The organism is Bacillus sp. ISL-75, assembly GCF_018613095.1.
The window spans coordinates 1-19,117 of sequence record NZ_JAGGQX010000056.1; the positions used below are offsets into that span (position 1 = coordinate 1).

Annotated in this window: 18 protein-coding genes and 1 pseudogene; 17 read left to right on the forward strand and 2 right to left on the reverse strand. The window is 37.5% G+C overall.

Annotated elements, in window-relative coordinates; all coding sequences use genetic code 11:
- The 3 genes from J7E63_RS22010 to J7E63_RS29780 all read left to right on the forward strand — a co-directional run.
- Positions 1 to 291, forward strand: a 291-nt coding sequence (locus J7E63_RS22010) for an aldehyde dehydrogenase family protein (RefSeq protein WP_215016518.1), incomplete at its 5' end; no start/stop codon positions are given.
- Between the two features lie 608 nt (positions 292 to 899).
- Entirely contained in the window at positions 900 to 1,250 is a 351-nt protein-coding gene (locus J7E63_RS22015; RefSeq protein WP_251033683.1) for a sulfatase/phosphatase domain-containing protein, read from the forward strand.
- On the forward strand, positions 1,238 to 1,378 hold the full coding sequence (locus J7E63_RS29780; protein WP_251027055.1) for a sulfatase/phosphatase domain-containing protein: 141 nt from the start codon (positions 1,238 to 1,240) through the stop codon (positions 1,376 to 1,378). The genes J7E63_RS22015 and J7E63_RS29780 overlap by 13 nt, the downstream gene beginning before the upstream one ends.
- 101 nt (positions 1,379 to 1,479) lie before the next feature.
- Here the strand turns inward: J7E63_RS29780 and J7E63_RS22020 are convergent, their stop codons facing one another.
- Positions 1,480 to 1,968 carry a helix-turn-helix domain-containing protein gene (locus tag J7E63_RS22020; RefSeq protein WP_215016520.1) on the reverse strand — a complete coding sequence of 163 codons (489 nt, stop codon included), beginning with the start codon at positions 1,966 to 1,968 and terminating at the stop codon, positions 1,480 to 1,482.
- 1,046 nt (positions 1,969 to 3,014) lie between these two features.
- Here J7E63_RS22020 and J7E63_RS22025 point away from each other — a divergent pair.
- Complete coding sequence (locus tag J7E63_RS22025) at positions 3,015 to 4,607, forward strand: FMN-binding glutamate synthase family protein (protein ID WP_215016522.1); 1,593 nt, start codon at positions 3,015 to 3,017, stop codon at positions 4,605 to 4,607.
- Between the two features lie 2,235 nt (positions 4,608 to 6,842).
- On the opposite strand, the pseudogene J7E63_RS22030 reads toward J7E63_RS22025, so the two are convergent.
- A pseudogene (locus J7E63_RS22030) lies at positions 6,843 to 7,325 on the reverse strand (helix-turn-helix domain-containing protein); the annotation flags it as partial.
- A gap of 24 nt (positions 7,326 to 7,349) precedes the next feature.
- Here J7E63_RS22030 and J7E63_RS22035 point away from each other — a divergent pair.
- The 13 genes from J7E63_RS22035 to J7E63_RS22095 all read left to right on the forward strand — a co-directional run bounded on the left by J7E63_RS22035 (position 7,350) and on the right by J7E63_RS22095 (position 19,076).
- Positions 7,350 to 7,565 carry a hypothetical protein gene (locus J7E63_RS22035; RefSeq protein ID WP_215016524.1) on the forward strand — a complete coding sequence of 72 codons (216 nt, stop codon included), beginning with the start codon at positions 7,350 to 7,352 and terminating at the stop codon, positions 7,563 to 7,565.
- A gap of 28 nt (positions 7,566 to 7,593) precedes the next feature.
- Positions 7,594 to 7,977 (forward strand): YkvA family protein, encoded by a 384-nt coding sequence (locus J7E63_RS22040; protein WP_215016526.1) that lies wholly within the window; start codon positions 7,594 to 7,596, stop codon positions 7,975 to 7,977.
- 44 nt (positions 7,978 to 8,021) lie between these two features.
- Positions 8,022 to 8,447 (forward strand): hypothetical protein, encoded by a 426-nt coding sequence (locus J7E63_RS22045; protein WP_215016528.1) that lies wholly within the window; start codon positions 8,022 to 8,024, stop codon positions 8,445 to 8,447.
- Positions 8,413 to 10,386: a type IV secretion system DNA-binding domain-containing protein gene (locus tag J7E63_RS22050; RefSeq protein WP_251033685.1), complete on the forward strand. Its 1,974-nt coding sequence runs from the start codon at positions 8,413 to 8,415 to the stop codon at positions 10,384 to 10,386. Before J7E63_RS22045 ends, J7E63_RS22050 begins: the two co-directional genes overlap by 35 nt.
- Positions 10,383 to 11,462 carry a conjugal transfer protein gene (locus tag J7E63_RS22055; RefSeq protein ID WP_215016532.1) on the forward strand — a complete coding sequence of 360 codons (1,080 nt, stop codon included), beginning with the start codon at positions 10,383 to 10,385 and terminating at the stop codon, positions 11,460 to 11,462. The genes J7E63_RS22050 and J7E63_RS22055 overlap by 4 nt, the downstream gene beginning before the upstream one ends.
- Positions 11,459 to 11,698: a hypothetical protein gene (locus J7E63_RS22060; protein WP_215016534.1), complete on the forward strand. Its 240-nt coding sequence runs from the start codon at positions 11,459 to 11,461 to the stop codon at positions 11,696 to 11,698. Before J7E63_RS22055 ends, J7E63_RS22060 begins: the two co-directional genes overlap by 4 nt.
- On the forward strand, positions 11,695 to 12,084 hold the full coding sequence (locus J7E63_RS22065; protein ID WP_215016536.1) for a TcpE family conjugal transfer membrane protein: 390 nt from the start codon (positions 11,695 to 11,697) through the stop codon (positions 12,082 to 12,084). Before J7E63_RS22060 ends, J7E63_RS22065 begins: the two co-directional genes overlap by 4 nt.
- 12 nt (positions 12,085 to 12,096) lie before the next feature.
- Positions 12,097 to 14,547: an ATP-binding protein gene (locus J7E63_RS22070; RefSeq protein ID WP_215016538.1), complete on the forward strand. Its 2,451-nt coding sequence runs from the start codon at positions 12,097 to 12,099 to the stop codon at positions 14,545 to 14,547.
- Positions 14,544 to 14,978, forward strand: a complete 435-nt coding sequence (locus J7E63_RS22075) for a hypothetical protein (RefSeq protein WP_215016540.1) — start codon at positions 14,544 to 14,546, stop codon at positions 14,976 to 14,978. The genes J7E63_RS22070 and J7E63_RS22075 overlap by 4 nt, the downstream gene beginning before the upstream one ends.
- An 11-nt stretch (positions 14,979 to 14,989) precedes the next feature.
- A complete protein-coding gene (locus tag J7E63_RS22080) occupies positions 14,990 to 16,933 on the forward strand; it encodes a CD3337/EF1877 family mobilome membrane protein (protein WP_215016542.1) in 1,944 nt (647 codons plus the stop codon).
- Positions 16,934 to 17,026: 93 nt separating this feature from the next.
- A complete protein-coding gene (locus J7E63_RS22085) occupies positions 17,027 to 18,064 on the forward strand; it encodes a bifunctional lytic transglycosylase/C40 family peptidase (protein ID WP_215016544.1) in 1,038 nt (345 codons plus the stop codon).
- A 51-nt stretch (positions 18,065 to 18,115) separates the two neighbouring features.
- Complete coding sequence (locus tag J7E63_RS22090) at positions 18,116 to 18,613, forward strand: hypothetical protein (protein WP_215016546.1); 498 nt, start codon at positions 18,116 to 18,118, stop codon at positions 18,611 to 18,613.
- Positions 18,614 to 18,791: 178 nt separating this feature from the next.
- Positions 18,792 to 19,076 (forward strand): transition state genes transcriptional regulator AbrB, encoded by a 285-nt coding sequence (locus J7E63_RS22095; protein ID WP_215016548.1) that lies wholly within the window; start codon positions 18,792 to 18,794, stop codon positions 19,074 to 19,076.
- Positions 19,077 to 19,117: the final 41 nt, after the last annotated feature.

The window sequence follows — 19,117 nt, forward strand, 5'->3', positions numbered from 1 at the left end:
CCTATACTGCCAATAATCTGTTTATCCTCTGATGAAGAAGCGATCAATATTGCGAATGAATCTGAATTTGGTTTACAGGCAAGTGTCTTTACCAAAGATATTAATAAAGCATTTGCGATTGCGAATAAAATTGAAACAGGCTCAGTTCAAATAAACGGACGTACCGAACGCGGCCCGGATCATTTCCCATTTATTGGTGTAAAAGGATCCGGTATGGGAGCGCAAGGTATCCGTAAGAGTATTGAATCGATGACGCGTGAAAAAGTAACTGTATTAAACCTTGCTGAGTAATCTCAAAAGTAATTTTATTCTCTCAAAAGAGGGGTCCCAATTAGTCCCCTCTTTGTTACATTTCCTTTTAAAGATACTGAAGCATTGACATAATTTCACTTAGGGTAACGAAGTTCTGAAGAAAAACAAGACACAGACAACCAAGGCCATCCCAATCATTTATAAAGGCAATTTTAACACAATTAATTTTAGTTTAGTTAGTCATGGACTTCTCATTACATTGTAGAACTGGCCACACCTTAGAAGTAGGATTCTCTTATTGTGTTTTTTTGTAGTTAGTTCGTAAGTAGTATACCTAATTTAATACCTTACTACTTAAAAGGGTGGTACAAATTTTTATAAAAAAACAAAATATCAAATGTTATAATTGTTATAATTTTTTCTGCAATGTATTTAATACACTAGTCCAAGTAATACTGCAATAGGATATTTCTTATCGCAACATGGCTTGAATTATGATAAGCGGAAATTAAATGTGTACTACATCGAGGGAAAATGCCGAAGGCGGATGTTGAATTTGCAGGTACCCCTTATTGGAGCAAATCTACAGTCGAATCGTTTCGCGAACAGGAGAAGGTACGATTGATATGTACGAAGAGTCTATACGGATGCCTTTTCTCATCCGGTACCCGAGAGAGATTAAACAGGGTTCTCTGACAGAAGCGATGGCGCTGAACGTGGATTTTGCCCCCACCATCCTGGATTTTGCCGGAGTCAGGATTCCTAAAGACATGCAGGGCCGGAGCTTGCGGCTGTTATTCAACGGAACAATTCCCATGGGTTGGCGAACGTCTGTGTATTACCGGTATTGGATGCATCTTGATAAATACCATAACGTTTATTCCCATTATGGTATTCGAACGCATCGCTACAAGCTAATCTATTATTACGCCCAAGCATTAGGCACATCGGGGTCAAAAGAGAAACAAGACCTCCTGAATGGGAATTGTTTGACCTAAAAAATGATCCCTATGAAATCAAAAATCTTTATACAAACCCGGAATATTCAAACATTGTAACACTATTAAAAGCGGAAATGAAGAGATTGCAGCAAGAATTACTCGATGAACCGGTTTATGAAACATAAATCCACAACTTAATTTGGAGTCAGCTTTACAATCTAGTATCCTTAATTATCTAGCCACTCGGCTAGTTTTTTTTATTTTGTGGGTGTGGTAATTGTACAAGCTACTCTAGGAATAGGGTTGAAACATCTATCTGGTGTCCAGTCATGCTAAACTCCTTTGGAGACATGGATGTTAATTTCTTAAACATACGAGAAAAATAGGATGTATCATAATATCCCAGGTACTCGGAGATAGCTACAACAGTCATATCGGTATTTAACAAAAGATTGCAAGCTTCCATCACCCGTAATTGATGGATGTATTTAATAGGAGATTGACCAATCACTTCTTTGAATACAGAAATAGTGTATCCTGGCGACCGGTGGATTAATTTCGCCAGATGTTCAATTTCTATCGGTTTTCGATAGTTTTCTAACAAGAAGCGCTCGATAATTTGTGCGTATTTCACTTTTATTGGTGTGATAGTAGAACTTTCTAATTCTCGTGCAAACAATCCAATGATTTCTTGAAGAACCCCAAGGCAAACATAATCACGGTATTTCTTATCTCCTCTTATATCAAAATATAATCGTTCAAAGCGATGCTTCATATATTCAAAACTTCTAGTTTTAATATGATAGAAGTTTAGATCAATCGGAAAAGGAATATTTGAAATCTCATTTTCAGGTATATCAAAGAGAACGGTATATTTTTGATGTGCACCAGATTCATGATTTTTCCCTTCACGGAGCCATAATGATCTGAACTCATTTCATTTAATTGTTAAATCAATATCAAGGGTTATGAAATCCTGCGAATAAGCGAGTCTTCGCGAGTAAATCGTATTAAACTGAGGGAGTTGAATAAGAGGATACTTTATCAAGACTTGAGGGTACATCAAGGTACCAGAAAAACAGGTGTCAGCAAACTTCAAAACTGCTTGAGAGGCGCGTGTCGTCTCTGCTAGGTTCGATTCCTAGACAATCCCGCAAAACTGAATAACATAGTGGATTCCTTATAAATAAAGATCAAGCAATACCTGGTCTTTTTTTTCGTATTAATAATGACACTGATATTATGAAGACAAACAAAAGGCAGGTCGCATTGAATTGAACATAGGCCTCCTAACTCGACGCCCTCTGATTATCTATGGGAGAAGAAAGGCATTTTGCCTTTTCTGAAAGTCGATCGATGCTGTCCAAATCCATCCACAAAATTTATGAAGCATCGATCAAATAAAGGACAACCGAAAAACGACCATGAGCTTGATTAAGAGCTTGCGATCGTTTTTCATATGAGTGGAACAAATTATTAACTATTAAAAAGGGCTAAAAGAAAGTGGAAATAAACTTGAGCAGAAGTAAAAGAATTAAAAGTGACTATTTTTCTTGATGCATACGATATTTTGTGGTGCAGAAGAATGCTCAGTGTTGATGGAACTTTAAGTCCAAGAAATGCCAGTAGGACAGTAAAAAGAAATTTTCGAGTAAAATAGCTTGCTAATTATCTCTAGCTTGAGAAAATACAATCTGAGATAAATATCAGGCAACATAAAGGATAGTTTTAAATAAACATATTAGTAATGAAAAAATAACCGCCCAGCATCAGAATTGCGGATCTTGTCTCAATATTAGTTAGAAAAGGAGGGATTGTTTGATGGTATGGACTATTTTTATCTTTCTATTGATTGTGTTTATTGTAGGACCGATTGCCTTGCTTTTGTGGTTAAATTTTTTAGCAAAGAAACCACAGCATTCGATTATCAGAGCACACCCTTATTTGGGATGGATGCGCTATTTGTTAGAAAAGATTGGCCCGGAATTCAGGCAATATTGGTTTGATGATGACAATAGTGGCAAACCATTTTCACGTACAGATTTTTTAGGGATTGTTTTTTCTGCCAAATATCGAAGTGACCTTTTAAGCTTCGGTTCCAAACGTGACTTTGATAAGCCTGGTTATTATATTGCGAATGGTTTGTTTCCCCTATTAAATGAAGAATTAAGGGTTGACAATCAAGAAAAAGTCCACTCCATGAAATATAAAATTGATCATGAAGGATTGTTTACTCGTCACGAACAGCTTGAAAAGGACCAAACAACACGTTGGCTTTACCATGAGGAAGATGCCATAATCGTTGGCGGTGATCGGAAATTTCCATGGAGACTTCGCGGTCCACTTGGTGCCTCTGCCACATCTTACGGAGCAGTCGGCGAAAACTATATACTTTCAACAGGTCATGGCAGCCGTTTGGCAGGCGGTTCATGGATTAATACGGGGGAGGGCGGAGTTGCACCAGAGCATTTAGAAAGTGGTGTAGATGTGGTCGCTCAAATTGGCCCTGGTTTATTTGGTTTTCGCGATGATGAGGGGAATTTTTCTATTGATGAATTTAAGTTTAAAGCCCAGGAGCCGAATATAAAAGCATTTGAGCTTAAATTCGGCCAAGGAGCAAAAATCCGTGGCGGACATCTGGAGGGGTCAAAGGTTACAACTAAGGTAGCAAACATTCGTAAAGTTCCAGTGGGGAAAACCATTAATTCACCAAATCGCTTTCCATTTTTGCATAATGTGCTCGAAACGTTGCAGTTTATCAAAATGCTGCAAGATGAAGGTGGAAAACCTGTCGGAATCAAAATTGTCGTTGGATATCCATCCAGCTTGGATAAATTTTTCGAGGCCATGAATAATCTTAGGATTTATCCGGACTTTATTACGGTTGATGGCGGAGAAGGTGGAACAGGCGCCACTTACAAATCAATGGCAGATACAATGGGGCTTCCTTTATATCCTGCTTTAATTGCGGTTGTTGATAAGGCCTTTCAGTTTGGTCTACGAAATAAGGTGAAAATTTTTGCTTCAGGAAAGTTAATTTCAGCCGATAAAATTGCTATTGCCCTTGCGATCGGTGCAGATGCCGTGAACTCCGCGCGAGGATTTATGATTGCTAACGGCTGTATAATGGCTCTTCAATGCCATACTGGTAAATGCCCTACGGGCGTAACGACCACCGATCCAAAATATCAAGAAGCACTTGTGCTAGAGGAAAAGAAATGGCGAGTCATGAACTACATCATTAATGTACGTCAAGGTTTGTTTGCCTTAGCTGCGGCTTGTGGCATTGATAGCCCCCGTAAATTCACTCGTGATCACATTGTATTTAAAGATGTCGATGGAAAAATAAAAAGGTTATCAGAACTGTTTCCAATTCCTGATTCTTCGGATGAATTATTAAAAAGAACTTTATAGTTTAAAAGAAAATGAACGGGATAAGTTAACCCTGTATTTATATTATCTGTTGATGGAAAAACAATAGAGGTTTATCAAAAGGTGACAAAAATATTTGGATACCTCCAAGAGGACCTGCAAGATAAGTATTTCAAAGCTATTATTGTTCCCATACAGATAGAAGAAGTCCGTTACCATTTTCACCAGTTTATTATATCAACATTTTCAAACCTATCATTTGTAATCGCTTGACTTTACAACTTTGACGGGATAGGGGTAGAGTCCCACATATAGCATCATAACATAGCCTTGGTAACGTTTATCAAGGCTTTTTTTAGTGGGTTTCCTAGCATAGGTGCTATTTCAGGATGCAAGTCTGAATAACCTTTATGGAGAATTTTTCCCAAACCATAACTGAAATGCGAATTAAATTGACTTGTAAGTTAATAAATTAAATAAAAACAATATTTGGAAGTTAGTTGAAAAGAAGAATCTGCTTCTTATACGGAAAAGGAACTAGTAGGAAATGAACTTATCCAATTTTTATATTAAAATAGAAAGTATATAACACCGAATTGAGAAATAAAAAGTCTGTGAGACATGGATAAAACTTGGGAGCAATTTTCAAGGATACTATATAAAGAAATGAGAGAATCAGATATACTAAAACTAGTGGATTTGATATCAATACTAGTGATGTAATTAGATAAATACTAGTGATACTTCTCATTAAAAATTCATTTGATGTTGATTTGGCGGGCATTCTTCTGATTTTTCAAACAGCCATTCATTTGCAATTAGGCCATGGAGTCTTCAAAACTGTGTGTTTCTATAAAATTTTACTCATTCATAATAGATCAAAAAAGTCTCGAAAATTATTTTCGAGACTTTTTGTATTTGTGAAGAAATTTTATTCCTTGCAATGGATTGACTTTGATCTATTCAAGCTAGGGAACGATTGAATATTAATTTTCTTCAAAAAATTAATAATATATATTTTGACATATATGTTATTAATCTCATAAATTAAATAATTGTTGTTATTATTAATGTTATTGAATATGACATTATTATTATTAAATATAACATTATTTTAATATGAATATTAAAACTCAGAGATAAAAGGTAAGCCGATAGTGAATCTTTAACAATAAATGATCTTTTTAAAAGAATAGACAAATATTTGTATATATAATCTTTCTTTTTGAATACTCAAACAATTAACACAACAAATTTACATGTATGATTGTACATAAAAGAAAAGATAAATGCGCTAGAATGCAAATCTCCAACATTCAAAATAAAATAGGGATCTTCTTATATTTAATTTAAAACATCTTAATAAAATTCAATAATAGTAGAATATTAGACAGTCAATATTAGCTTAATGTATTTGGTGATTTATAGCTATTGCTTTACGAATAGATATTAGAGGAATGGATAGAGAGTATTCCCATATGCAATCTTGCGAAAGAGCTCTTTATTATGATTAAGAATAGATGTAACCCGAATTCTCATTCGATATTCATCACCATGCGGCTTAATTGTAAATAGGTATTCATTTCATTGTACAAAGTTTCATATTAGAACTCCAAAAAATGAGTGGCCTCGATAAAGTAGGAATCCGACCAGCAATTTTCGATTCTCTAACTTTTCATGGTTCTTTTTTAGCTATAAAAATTCAAGGAAAAAGGAGATAAGAAGTTCAGCATCCCATGATTCAATTTCCTGACTTGCACAAATTAAGGAAATATATTAAAGATATTTGATTTATTAGTATTTGAGGGTGCATAAAGATACTAGAAAAACAGGTGCCAGCAAACTTCAAAACTGCTTGAGACCTGCGTGCCAGGTCTGGTGGGTTCGATTCCCACGCAGTCCCGCCAAATAACCCCATTGTTATCAAGGGTTTCGCCCGTTTTTAAGCTTTGTTTTAAGGTTGTTTTGAACAGTGAGTTGAGAGTGAAAAGTCGCCATTATGTTTCTAGAAATTACATAGTACTAGTGCGACTGATTTTGGGTGTACTAGTGTGTCAAATCCACCAAATTCTGAATGAAAGGTGGATTTTTTTAATGCAACCCGTTAGGAAAACTCAGATAAAAGGTTCAAGACACTAACAGAATGAATTGGTGCATTAATCCAAGTTTGGATTAATGCACTTTTTAATTATTATAGGCTTACTGACAATATAGATTTCTCTCTAACAAAATACTTACTGTGTTTCCATGCGAGGTTTGTTCCCTTTGAGCAAGAATTCATGCTTTTATCCTTTGGACATAATTCTCCCTCATTCGATTCATATCTTCTCTAGGTGGTAAACCAAACATGCGGGAATATTCTCGACTGAATTGCGATTGGCTTTCGTAGCCTACCCTGAATGCGACATCAGCCACATCTGTCGAATCGGCTAATAACAGGTGCCTAGCTTCCTGGAGTCTCAGTTGTTTTTGGAACTGAATCGGGCTCATAGCGGTAACCTCCTTAAAATGCCGATGGAGTGAAGCAACACTCATATTCGCTATTTCCGCAAGTTCCTCGATTTTAAAAGACCTGTCAAAGTTATTGATGATATGTTCAATAACGTCTCTTATTCGATTGCCGTTGCTACCCTCTATTGCCATTTGCTCCAGAGCCTCCCCATGCGGACTTTGAAGAACCCAATAGAGAATTTCCTTCGTGAATAAAGGAGCAAGTACCCGAATATGTTTCGGATTTTCTAGTAGACGGGCTAACCGCAGCCAGCAACCGCCATTGTTGCTTCTTTGACTGCTACCTTGCAGGCTGGCGGGGATACGAAGTTCCCGATGTATATGACAGCCATAGGAATATGGGCGATTCGGACCGTAGGGATTTATGTACTTGGTGTTTATTTTGGATTAGGACTTATCGGAGTCTGGATTTCCATTGCAATAGACAATTATGTGCGTGCGATATTTTTAATATTACGTTATCGTAAATGGATTCGAAGTTTAACTTGATTAATTTTAAAAAGAATGGGGAATTAGAGTGTTTGAACAATTAAAGTCGTGGGCGAAAAAATTAAAAAAACAAATTTTTATTCTTTATTTGGCTTATAAAGATGAACGTGTAACTTGGTATGCTAAATTATTTACTGCTTGTGTGGTTGCTTATGCATTTAGTCCAATTGATTTAATTCCTGACTTTATACCGATTCTGGGCTACCTCGATGACGTAATTATTGTTCCTTTGGGAATTATGCTGGCTTTAAAGATGTTGCCTAAGAGTGTAATAGATAACTGTACAGTAAAGGCTGAAGAGTTGATGAAGACAGGAAAACCTAAAAATTGGATCGTCGGATCAATTATAATAATAGTATGGTGTTTAATGTTTGTATGGATTTTCACCAAATTTTATAAGTCATTTAACTAACAAGTGCGTTCAACAAGCAAAAGGCAGCAATCATAATTATTATCTTGATCTTCCGCAATCGGGCGCAATTCTTTAATCAAAGTAAATTAAAGGCTTATAATGCCATAAAGGACCGAATACCTGATGCTGTTTTCTTTTTCAAGTCGGCTGATGGAAAGGTTACGACAACATGGGTAGAGCTGGAATTGAATAAGAAAGAACGAAAACGATATGATGAAAAATTTTCATTCTTTGAGGAATTGTTTTCAAATAAACGCTTAGAAGATCAGCCTTACTCGTATGATCAAGTGATTTATTTTGCTGATGATGTCAAAATACACAATGTGATCAATGAAGCAAAGCAACGATTAATTAATGCCAGTAAAATTTCAGTACGTAAAATTCCTTCGGTTATCGTAGAAGAACGTTGGGAAGAGGTGATGCTAAGTGAATCCAATGGCGAAAAGCCAGGAGCAAACACAACAAACTGAAACAGACCGTATGATTGGTGAGGTTGTTATGTATGGTTTGATCGGGATTATTGGGATCATTTTTTTTCTCCCTGCTTTATTGGGAATGTTGATTTTTGCGATCATTCAACTGTTTAAACGAGATTGGATTTCTTATGTTGCTCTTGGAGCAGGGATTTTCCTTCTTTTTTGGCAATTTCAATCTGGGAACCTACTCACTTATTTTGGATTCGTTTCAGAAATGAATATCCCTTATCTATCAACGGGTGTTGAGCGTTTTTTAAATGAAGGAAAAGTCATTGGAATTACGTTTTCCTCGTATGTGATGTTAGTCGGATTAGCGTTGTTATTTTCATTTGGATATTTTATCTTTGCAAAGTTTTTCTGGAAAAAGAGAGTGACTACTAAATCTGGTGAAGTAAAGAAGAAAAAGACAGAACAGAAATATAAAGCTTTTCGTAAAAACAGGGTAAAATTTTTGGACAAGAAGCAGAAAACGTATCGAGAAAAGCCTTCAGAAGAAGTCTTTGTAGGGTACACCGATTTTAAAGAGCGTGTGTCTCTTGGATCCAAAGAATTAAACTATCACATGCTTGCTACAGGAGGAACAGGTACAGGTAAAACGACGTTAATTGCCTCTTTAATGGAAGCAGCATTGCAACAAAATAAGCCTGTTATTTTCCTAGATGGAAAAGGCGAGTATAAGTCCATGCTTGAATTTAAAGCCTTGTGTGAAGCGTATGGCAGAAAGGTCTATCTGTTTTCTGAAATGGACGATTTAACGTATAACCCTATTAAAAACGGAACCCCCACTGAAACCCGAGATAAGTTGATGTCTCTATTTCATTTTTCGACTGAGGGAGACGGGGCTTATTATACGGATATTGCTTCCCGTTATCTACAGTTGGTCATTAAACTTATCGATGAAGCGGGTGTTCCAAGGGATTTTAAAATCATTGCACGATTAACCAATTTTAAGTATATGAATGACTTTTTTAAAGAACACAGCATAGAGGAAGAAATTGAGGAAGAGATCGAAGTGGAAGTAGAAGAAGAAGTCTTGGTCGGAAAGGCTGAACAAACGTCTCAGGATGATGATTTAAGCGGTTTTATCGCTTCTTCTGAGCCAAGGACCGAGACGGTTAAAAAAATTGTTTTGAAGAAACGCAAGCGGTCTATCACGAAACTTCAAGAAGGAATGCAACGTATCAAGAAAATATTAGATGATGAATTTCCTGAAGAGATTGTGGAAGGGTGTCTTACCCGTCTGAAAATGCAATTAGGTGAGTTGTTAGAATCTGACTTGGGTCATTTATTTGTAGAAAATGAAAAGGGAATTGACCTTCAAAAGATTACCGATCATAACGATGTTGTCATTTTTAGTATTTCCGGAAGCCGATATGCTGATTACATAAAAAAGATCGGGAAGATGATCATTCTTGATGTTAATAGTTTAGTAGCTTACAGACAGGTACAAGGAAGGAAGTCCATTTTTGCAGTATATGACGAATTTTCTGCTTATGGAGATCGACGAATTGTAGACATTGTTAATAAATCACGTTCAGCAGGATTCGAATGTATTATTTCTACTCAAACGTTGTCGGATATTGATGCTGTTGACCCGATTATGACTGAACAGATTATCTCAAACTGTAACATTATAGCCACTGGCCGTGTCAATTCCTCTAAGGATGCGGAACGAATAGCTCAAGTTTTCGGTACGTTCTCCGATCGAGAAATTACGCAGCAGGTGGAGAAAAAATATCCTCACCTTCGTTATGAATCCAATATGGGAACTGTGCGGGATGTAGAACGATTTAAAGCCAATCCAAGCGAAATTAAAAATCTCCAAATCGGTGAAATTTTTATTAATCGAAAAATGGTCGAGGAAGAGGATAGTGATACTTATTTTCGCCGTGTATATGTCCGAAACGCCTTAGACTTAGGAGGGATTAAATGAGTTTTTCCGGAAAATTGATAGGTGGGCTTAAAAAGAATGCCGAGCAGGGCCGAAAGAAAGTCCTAAAAGATGAAAGACGTTTGAAATCCTCTCGCTTTAATGGAAGAATGGTCTTCTCTATCGTATTTTGGCTGGTACTAGTGGGAGTTGTTTTTTTCGCCTTCCAATCATGGGCTAGGACAGGATTTTTAAATGAAAAAGTAAATGGTTATCAGAAAAAAGCATCAGCACAGATCGCCAGTTTAAATGAAGTGGGTTTTGCCAATTCTCCTGCAGGTGAAACCTATGCTAAAAAGTTCATTGATACGTATATCAATGTATCCAATGATGAGAAAGAGCGAGAGGAACGAGCCAAAGCCCTTCAAAATTTCCTTGCTGAAGGCTTAAAAGTAGGGGAGTTGGAGAATCTTACAGCGTTTCAAGGGAAACGAGTTTTGAAGAGTGCCAGCTTATATGATGTGAAGAATGTAAGCGAAGATGCAGCTAGTTATGTCTATCGTATAGAATATGAGCTTTTTAAGGTTGTTGAGAAAAAAGAACAAGTAGATGTAAAGAAGACAAACACGGAAGGCAAAGAAGAGGTAGTAAAAGAGGACAAGGTTACGACAAGTGACGAATCGCTAGGAGTTAAAGAGCAAATGATTGTTGTTCGACTTGGAACGGACGGTAACTCTTTCAATGTGATGGAACAGCCCTATTATCAAGCTCTACCGAGCGAGACACGAATGGCAGCCGTCCAAGATCAAACCGATCAATCAAAAAAGAATGTAAAAATTGAAGATCAAATGAAACAGTTTGCTACACAGTTCTTCACTTCTTATACGACCAATTCTATTGAGGAAATGTCATACTTAATGGAAAAGCCTGAGTCTCTTAAAGATCTTTACGAGTATAAGGGATTGGAAGACTTTGTCGTTTACGATGGAAAGAAAGAAGGGCAATACATTGTGAAGGCTCTTGTAATCTTACAGGAGGCCAATACGGGGCTACAAACGAAACATCCGTTTACCCTTGTTGTGAACAAAGAGAACAATAAATTTTATGTTCAAGAATTAAAACATACTTTAGGAGGATGATTTACATGCCAGATATTACAGGTCTTACCCAATATGCTTCATCACAAGTCGCTGCGGTTTTGTTCATTGTCATGATTATCATGATTGTTCGAGCGTTTATTTCGCAACGTTGGGGCATGTTTTTTTCTAGCTTTATCTTTGCGGTTGTCTGCTATGTGATTGTTTCTAGTCCAGGAGAGTTTGAAAGTATAGCAACTGCTATCTGGAACAAAGTAAAAAGTGGTGGTCTTAATTGAGATCAGAAGCTTATAGTTACCGGAAATTCTTCAAATATCCCTTGAAAATTTGGAAAATTGGGAAAGGTGAAAAATCTCTCGTCTTTTCCAAAGGGATTGAAATTCGGCAAATCGTTGTCGCTATTCTGATTTTTGGGTTTTTGTTTCTGTTTAGAGGAAGTATTAATCAAGTTTTACCCACGACCTTGCAACTAGCTTTTTACGCCGTGTTGCCGTGGATGATCGCCGGAGCGATTTGTAGAAGTAGACTAGATGGGAAACGCCTAGACCGTTTTTTTATTGGTTACTTTCGATATTTGTATACTAAGCGATTTAGTTATAGCAGTCATAAACCTGTTTATCAACCCCAAATGAAAAAAGCGCAGTCTTATGAGCGATTCCAATAAGGTGGTGGATCCATGTTACAATTTCCGATTCAATCGTATAAAGAAAATGTTGTCTATACTCATGAAATGGAAGCTTGGTCTTACTATCGCTTACATGAAAACACCGTAGGTGTGAATGATCAGGAAGCCGAAAGTCACCTTGTGAACCGTCTTCAAAGGCTTGCATGGCAGTTAGCAGCCTTCGAGGAGATTGATTATAAAATCATTCCTATTCCTGTAGATATTGATAAACGGATGAATAGCCTTCAACAACAGTATGAAGGAAACTATGCGGAAATAGGAACGTATTATGCCGAACGTACTAAAGAGATTTTGCGTGAAGAAGTCAAAAATGTGGTGGAATATAAATTCTTTGTCGGCGTGAAGCTGAAACGTCGAGAGCTTGATGAAAGCATCATTCGTGCTTTTTCTTTTTCGTTTAAAAGTATGAACCGATACTTACAAAAGCTTGCGGGTTTCGGAGGACATGACGTTGATGATTTAACTGTCAGCCTGTTTAAAGAATCGGAAGAAGATGCTTATACGACTCTCAATAACTATTTAGGGGCCTATCGAGTAAAAGAGAAAGAATTACGTTATATTATTCGTCAACAGTTTGTTAGAGGTCAGAAACAACCTGATGGAGAAGGAAGTGTTTATAGCTTGACGGAAGGTATTCTTGACCCAGGAAAAGCAGGATATTTACATATTACCCAGGTAGATGATGAATCTTGGTGTACGTTTCTACCGGTTTCAGAATTTCCGATTGATTTAAGCTATAAAAAATGGGCGTATTTCTTCCAGTCCTATAACTTTCCAGTAGAAGTTAATATGCGGACGATTTACAAGAAGAAGAAGGAAGATGAAAACCAAACCAATATGATTAAAAAGCGTTTTCGTGACCAAGACGCTCAATTGATTGAAGCGAATGAAGATGACGATAGCTTGATTAATACAAGGCGAGAGCTTTTACATGAATTAGAAAATCAAATTAAAAATCAAGGAAAACCACTTCTTAGAACTCACATCCATTTTGTTGTATACGGTAAAACGAAAGAAGAAGTCCGAAAAAGAGCCAGAAGGCTCATGATCGATTTTAAAGACCAACAAATTGAAATTGTGCAGCCATTAGCCGATCAACTCCTTTTATTCCATCAATCGTTACCAGCAGCTAAAATCGTAGCGGAAGATTGGGAACAAGTTCTTACTCCTGAATCGTTCGCGGAATCCCTTTTCTCTCTTACACGCAAAATTGGTAATACGGTAGGTTTTTATTTAGGGAAAAATATCTCTCATGAGGGAGAAAGCATGGAAAGCTCTCAATCTCTTGTATTTTATCATCCCTTTCTAGCTCACTTGGGCCTAAAAGGTTCCAAGTACTCTTCTCCCCATGTTACGATCTCGGGACCAACGGGGATGGGGAAATCTTATTTGTTAAAAGATATCTTACTGAATTCCGTCTTTTTTGGGGCCAAAATCCTGATGACGGATCCAAAAAACGAACTCGAAAAGAAATTCAAAGAGGCACTTACGCCTGAAATGGAGCGTAAAGCCCCATTTTTTAAAGAGTTAATTGAAAGCTTTAACTATATCACTCTATCAAGTGAAAAGAAGGATGCGGGGAAGCTTGACCCTCTTACCTTCCTTGAAGGAGAAGAAGCTCAGGATGCAGCCGTGGGTGTTTTGGAATATTTATCCGAGCTTCAGTCGAATGAACGGAATGTTAAAACGGCCATTTATAAAGGTGTCCGTTATATTATGCAGCAAGATAAAAAGCCAGGGCTTTTAAAAGTTGTTCGCTATTTACAAGATTCTGACGATCAAGATGTTCAAAATGTAGGCGACTTGCTTTATGAAATCGGCACAAATGGGGTTGCAAAGTTAATGTTTTCAGAGGGGGATGTGGAAGGGATAAGCCTTAATGAACAAGTGAATATCCTGCAGATTCAAAACTTGAATCTTCCAGATGAAGGCGAGAAGGCTGCCACTCGTGACGAACACATTGCCGTTGCCCTCATGCAGCCATTAGCGAAATTTGCCACGAAATTTGCTCGTGATGATTCGGTCGTGAAGTTAACCATTTTCGAAGAAGCGTGGATGCTAATGAATACGGGCGCTGGTGATCGACTCATTAATGAATTGTTGCGTACTGGCCGTTCCTTACGGTCTGCCGTTTATATCATTACACAGTCCACTTATGAATATAACAAGCCACAAATTAAAGAAAATATAGGAACGAAATTTGCTTTTAAAGCGAAGACGACAGAAGAAGCAGCCAATATCATTGAGTTTCTTGGCATGGAGGATAACAAAGATAATCGGGATATGCTGAAAAACCTGACAGAAGGTCAGTGTATTGTAGAAGATATGTACGGTCGTACTGCCAAAATTCAAACTGATGTGTTGTTTAACGAATGGATTAGTGCCTTCAATACAAAAGAAAAGGACCGAGGCAGAGCAGAAACCGAGGAGGCATTTATTTGATGAAAAAACTATTAATCTTAATTATTGCTCTGATTGCACTATTAGCGGGGTGTAATCAGGGAACTTCTCCTGAAGAAATTGCAAAAATCGCATATGAGTGGGAAAAAGCAAATTTTGATAATGAGTATGACAAACAGCAAGAATTTATTTATAAAAAAGGTTCTTATGAGGTTGATAAAACTGCAAAGAAGGTAGATTCAGGGTTGGAATATAAAGATATACGTTTTGAAATTTACTATGACGAAGAATTAGAGAACTACTATGTTTTTGCAGATTTCGATAATCCAAAGGGTGATAATGCGGTAGAGGATAATATTGTTTTTCGTAAAAAAGCAGATATGTGGAAAGTTGATACAAGTAAAAGTTTGAATGTTAACCGTGATGAAATTAAACAGAAATTTGAACGGGAAGCTTGTATCCACTGTAAATAAGGAGGGGTTGGATGAAATTCCTGAAACGGGGAATAGGGATATGTTTTGCGTTACTTTTTCTCCTTATGCCAACAGCTTCACTTGCGGATGATATCTCACCAACTATTCAGAAAAAAGAAGTAACCGTTGGCCGTGTGACATTGGAAAGCAAGGAATATCCTCTCGAACATTACAGGATGGAAGCGAATATTGGGGACGGTCTTAAAGATACTGGTGATAATGCCTTACATGCCATTAATCAAGGAATGTGGGGGTTTAATAAAACAGTTGCTAGCTTTACTCTTTATTCTATTGATCAGCTTATGTCTTTCGATTTAATTAGTATCATTGCAAGCGAAGCAGGCATTATGAGTCAACGAATCTATGAAATTATGTCAGGGACTTTCTTATCCTTGTTTGTTATTTTTGTAGGAGGAGCTGCAGCATGGCGTTATTTTGTCAATCAACAAGTCGGTCATGCAGTAAAGGCAATCGTTGGTGCTTTGGCTATCATGGTTCTCACCTTTTGGTTCTATTCTGATGCAACAGGAAATATCAAATGGCTGAATGACAGAGGGGCGGAACTTGAAGGGATTGCCAGCTCGGTAAACGTTCTTGTTAGTTCTGATGGATTTGACAGCAACACACCCTATAATCCCAAAGAAGGGATGGCGGTATTAGACAATCAATTGTTTAATCTTATGGTGAAGCGTCCGTATTTACTTTTAAATTATGGCTCAACGAAAGAAGCCGATATTGTAAGTGAGGATCCGAACCGAGTAGATAAACTTTTGGAAATTAAGCCTTATACAAAGGAAGGAAAAGAAGAACGAAAAAGGATTGTGAGTAATGAAGTTTCGGAACTTGATAACAAGCAAATGACACCGGATTTTAGCGGTGAACGATTTGGTTATTTAATCGTTACGATCATTTCCACCATTGCCCTTTCGATTCCTGTTTTGCTGTTAGGAATCTTTAAGTTTTTGCTTCAAGTATGGTTCCTAGCATTAGTGATCTTCACGGGAATTCCACTTGTTCTCTCGTTAATCCCTTCTTATAGTGAAAGTGCGTTAAATCACGGAAAAAAGATCGTAGGCATGTTACTGATGAAAGCAGGATTGGTGCTTTTAATCGCTGTCATTACGGGAATTGTTAGCTTGCTTTATGAATCGGTCAAAGTCACGAATGGAGTAGAAGGCTATGCATTTGTCGTCTTCTTGATCTGTATTACCATGTGGGGCTTATTTAAATACCGTTCCGAACTATTCGAAGTTGCTTCAGCGGGGATGATTCAAGGTCAGCAAATCGTCGAGAGAGCGACAACAAACTCCTTTAGTAAAATGGGGGACGCTGGCGAAAAAGGGTTCAAAGGGGCAAAAAGAATGGTAGGGCAAGCATATAAAAATCATCAGAATAAAAAACGTCAAGAAGGGTTTCCATCAGGTGAAGAAGGAGCAGGACAGAAAACGGCTTCAACTGCTACACCTGGTACAGTAACGAGTGGGACCCGATCAAAACACCGAAATGCAGGGGGAGAGAATATCCCGCAAAAACAAGTCACAGGCAACAATCAAGGACAACAAGCTGCTGGCAAAGGTGGGAAAAATGCAGCCTCAGTATTGGCAGCGGGAGCAGCCCCACGTTCAGCTTCACGAAATGCTGGTGCTGCTATTGTGCATTTAGATGATTATAAAAGTGGAAAAGGTGAAGAGGTTAGTAAGGGTAGTAATTCTAGTCAGTCGGCTCGAAATTCGAATCGAGAAGCTAGAAAAAACGAAGAGGTTAAACCTTCCTCTCACCGTAGTCCGTCAGGAAGAATGGATAGTAAAAATGAAGTAGCAGCTTCAAGAGAATCGGATAAATATCTCACTCAATGGGAAGCTCAACAACAGATTAAATCACGAAATGCCAATCCACCTACCGAAAATGTGAAGAGATCAGAAAGTAGAGACCCAAACGCTAAACACCGAAAATAATGTTGGAGAAAAGTAGTATGACGCAATTACATTTCATTTTATGAACAATGACCTGCTTCATTGTGTCAGAACTGCTTTTAGAAAGGAGAGCATATGCAAGGTGTTTTGGAGAAAGGTGTAAAAGTTGCTAAAACCATAGCCGTTCTTAAAAACCCTCTTACTTGGATTATTGCTGGTATCCTTCTTCTTCTCACATCTATTTTCGGAATCGCTTTATTTATTTCTATTAGCTTGGGCGGTGAGAATCAGTTTGAAGGAGGAATGTCGGGAGAAGGATCCGGGGGCACAGCTAAAGTGTCAGCTGATGTTTTGAGATACGAGCTTTTAATTCGGAAGTATGCCGAACAAAATGGAATTGGAGAATATGTCGGATTGATCATGGCCCTCATTCAGCAGGAGTCTGGTGGACGGCAGTTAGATGTGATGCAATCCTCGGAATCAATCGGACTTCCTCCTGGAACCATTACTGACCCTGAATATTCGATTCAAATCGGAATGGAACATTTTGCAAAGGTGATGAAGCAAGCTAAAGGAGACATAAACCTAGCTTTGCAATCGTACAACTTTGGAACTGGCTTTATTGATTACGCATTACAGCGCGGGGGATATTCCAAAGAAACAGCTAGTGAATTTAGTCAGTTGATGGCTGCTAAAATGGGATGGTCCCGATACGGTGACGTGGATTATGTGGAACATGTGCTTCGCTATTATAATGGTGGAAATGACAGTGTTGTCGTTGTTGGTGATGGTACCCAACGCTTTGATGTGGAGGAAGTCCTTGCTATTATGAATCAGTTTCATGGCAGACCTTATGTGTGGGGTGGTAGAACACCAGCAGCAGGAGGATTTGATTGTTCAGGATTATTAGAATATGCCTTCGCACAAGTTGGAATTGATCTGTCCGGGACAGCTCAATCACAATACGATAAAACGATACCCGTTCCTGAAGATCAAATTAAGCCTGGCGATTTAGTTTTCTTCTCTACCTACAAACCAGGAGCTTCCCATGTGGGAATGTATGTGGGAGATGGGAAATTTATTAATTCGAATAGCGGTGATGGAACGTCCTATTCTTCTGTTGAACAATGGAAAAGTTTGTATCCCTTTTTAGGCTTTAGACGGATTCAGTAATGGAGGTGAGACGTCATAGAACCAAATAAAAAGAAAAATTATATTTTACTAATGCTTGGATTTATTGCTGCTGTCGTTTTTATTGTGTATGCTTTCAGTTTAAGAACACAATTACAAGAAGTCAGAGCGAACCAACGCAACTATGAAGAGAAGATCGCTTCCTTATCATCTATCCAAAACACGGAAACTTTAGAGGTAAACCGAAAATTTCTAACAAACTTCTTCACCTACAAAACGACCGCTGAACGATATAAGAATATTAAGCCCTTTATGACCGATCAGGGATATAAGGCGACCCACCCTTCGGGAATAGAACTTCCGAATTCGGACCAATCAGTTCAATCTTCAATGGTAGGATTAAAGCCTTTTGAATATCAATCCTCAAAGACAGAAGCTGAATTTTTCAATGAATTTAAGCTAAGCACAGAATTTAATAATGTTACCAACACGGAAACAGTCATTGTCAAAACGTCCTTGATCTATGTGAAAGAGCAAGGCTGGAAAATAGATGATGTTGAGTTTGTCGGACAATTAACAGGTCGAGAGTAAAATTAATCGTATATTGAAAGGTTAAAAAAGGAAGAGAATAAGGGTTAAATAAATGGATATTAATACAAATTGACGAATATGGAAATTAACTAGTATTATATTTTTAAAGAACATGTCGAAAAATGACGATTATTAATAGAGATATATTTTTATGATTTATAAGAAGGAGAATAGTTAAATGAAATCTACTGGAATTGTTCGTAAGGTTGATGAATTAGGTCGTGTAGTAATTCCTATCGAATTAAGACGTACACTTGATATTGCAGAAAAAGATTCTCTTGAAATTTACGTTGATGGAGATCAGATCATCTTGAAAAAATATAAACCAAATATGACTTGTGTAGTAACAGGTGAAGTTTCTGATAAAAATTTTACTCTTGCTGAGGGTAAATTAATCCTTTCTCGTGAAGGTGCAGAAAAATTAATACAAGAAATCCAACAATCATTTGAATTAGCGAAATAAAAAGAACTCCAGCCCTGTGAATGAACTATAACCCGAATATT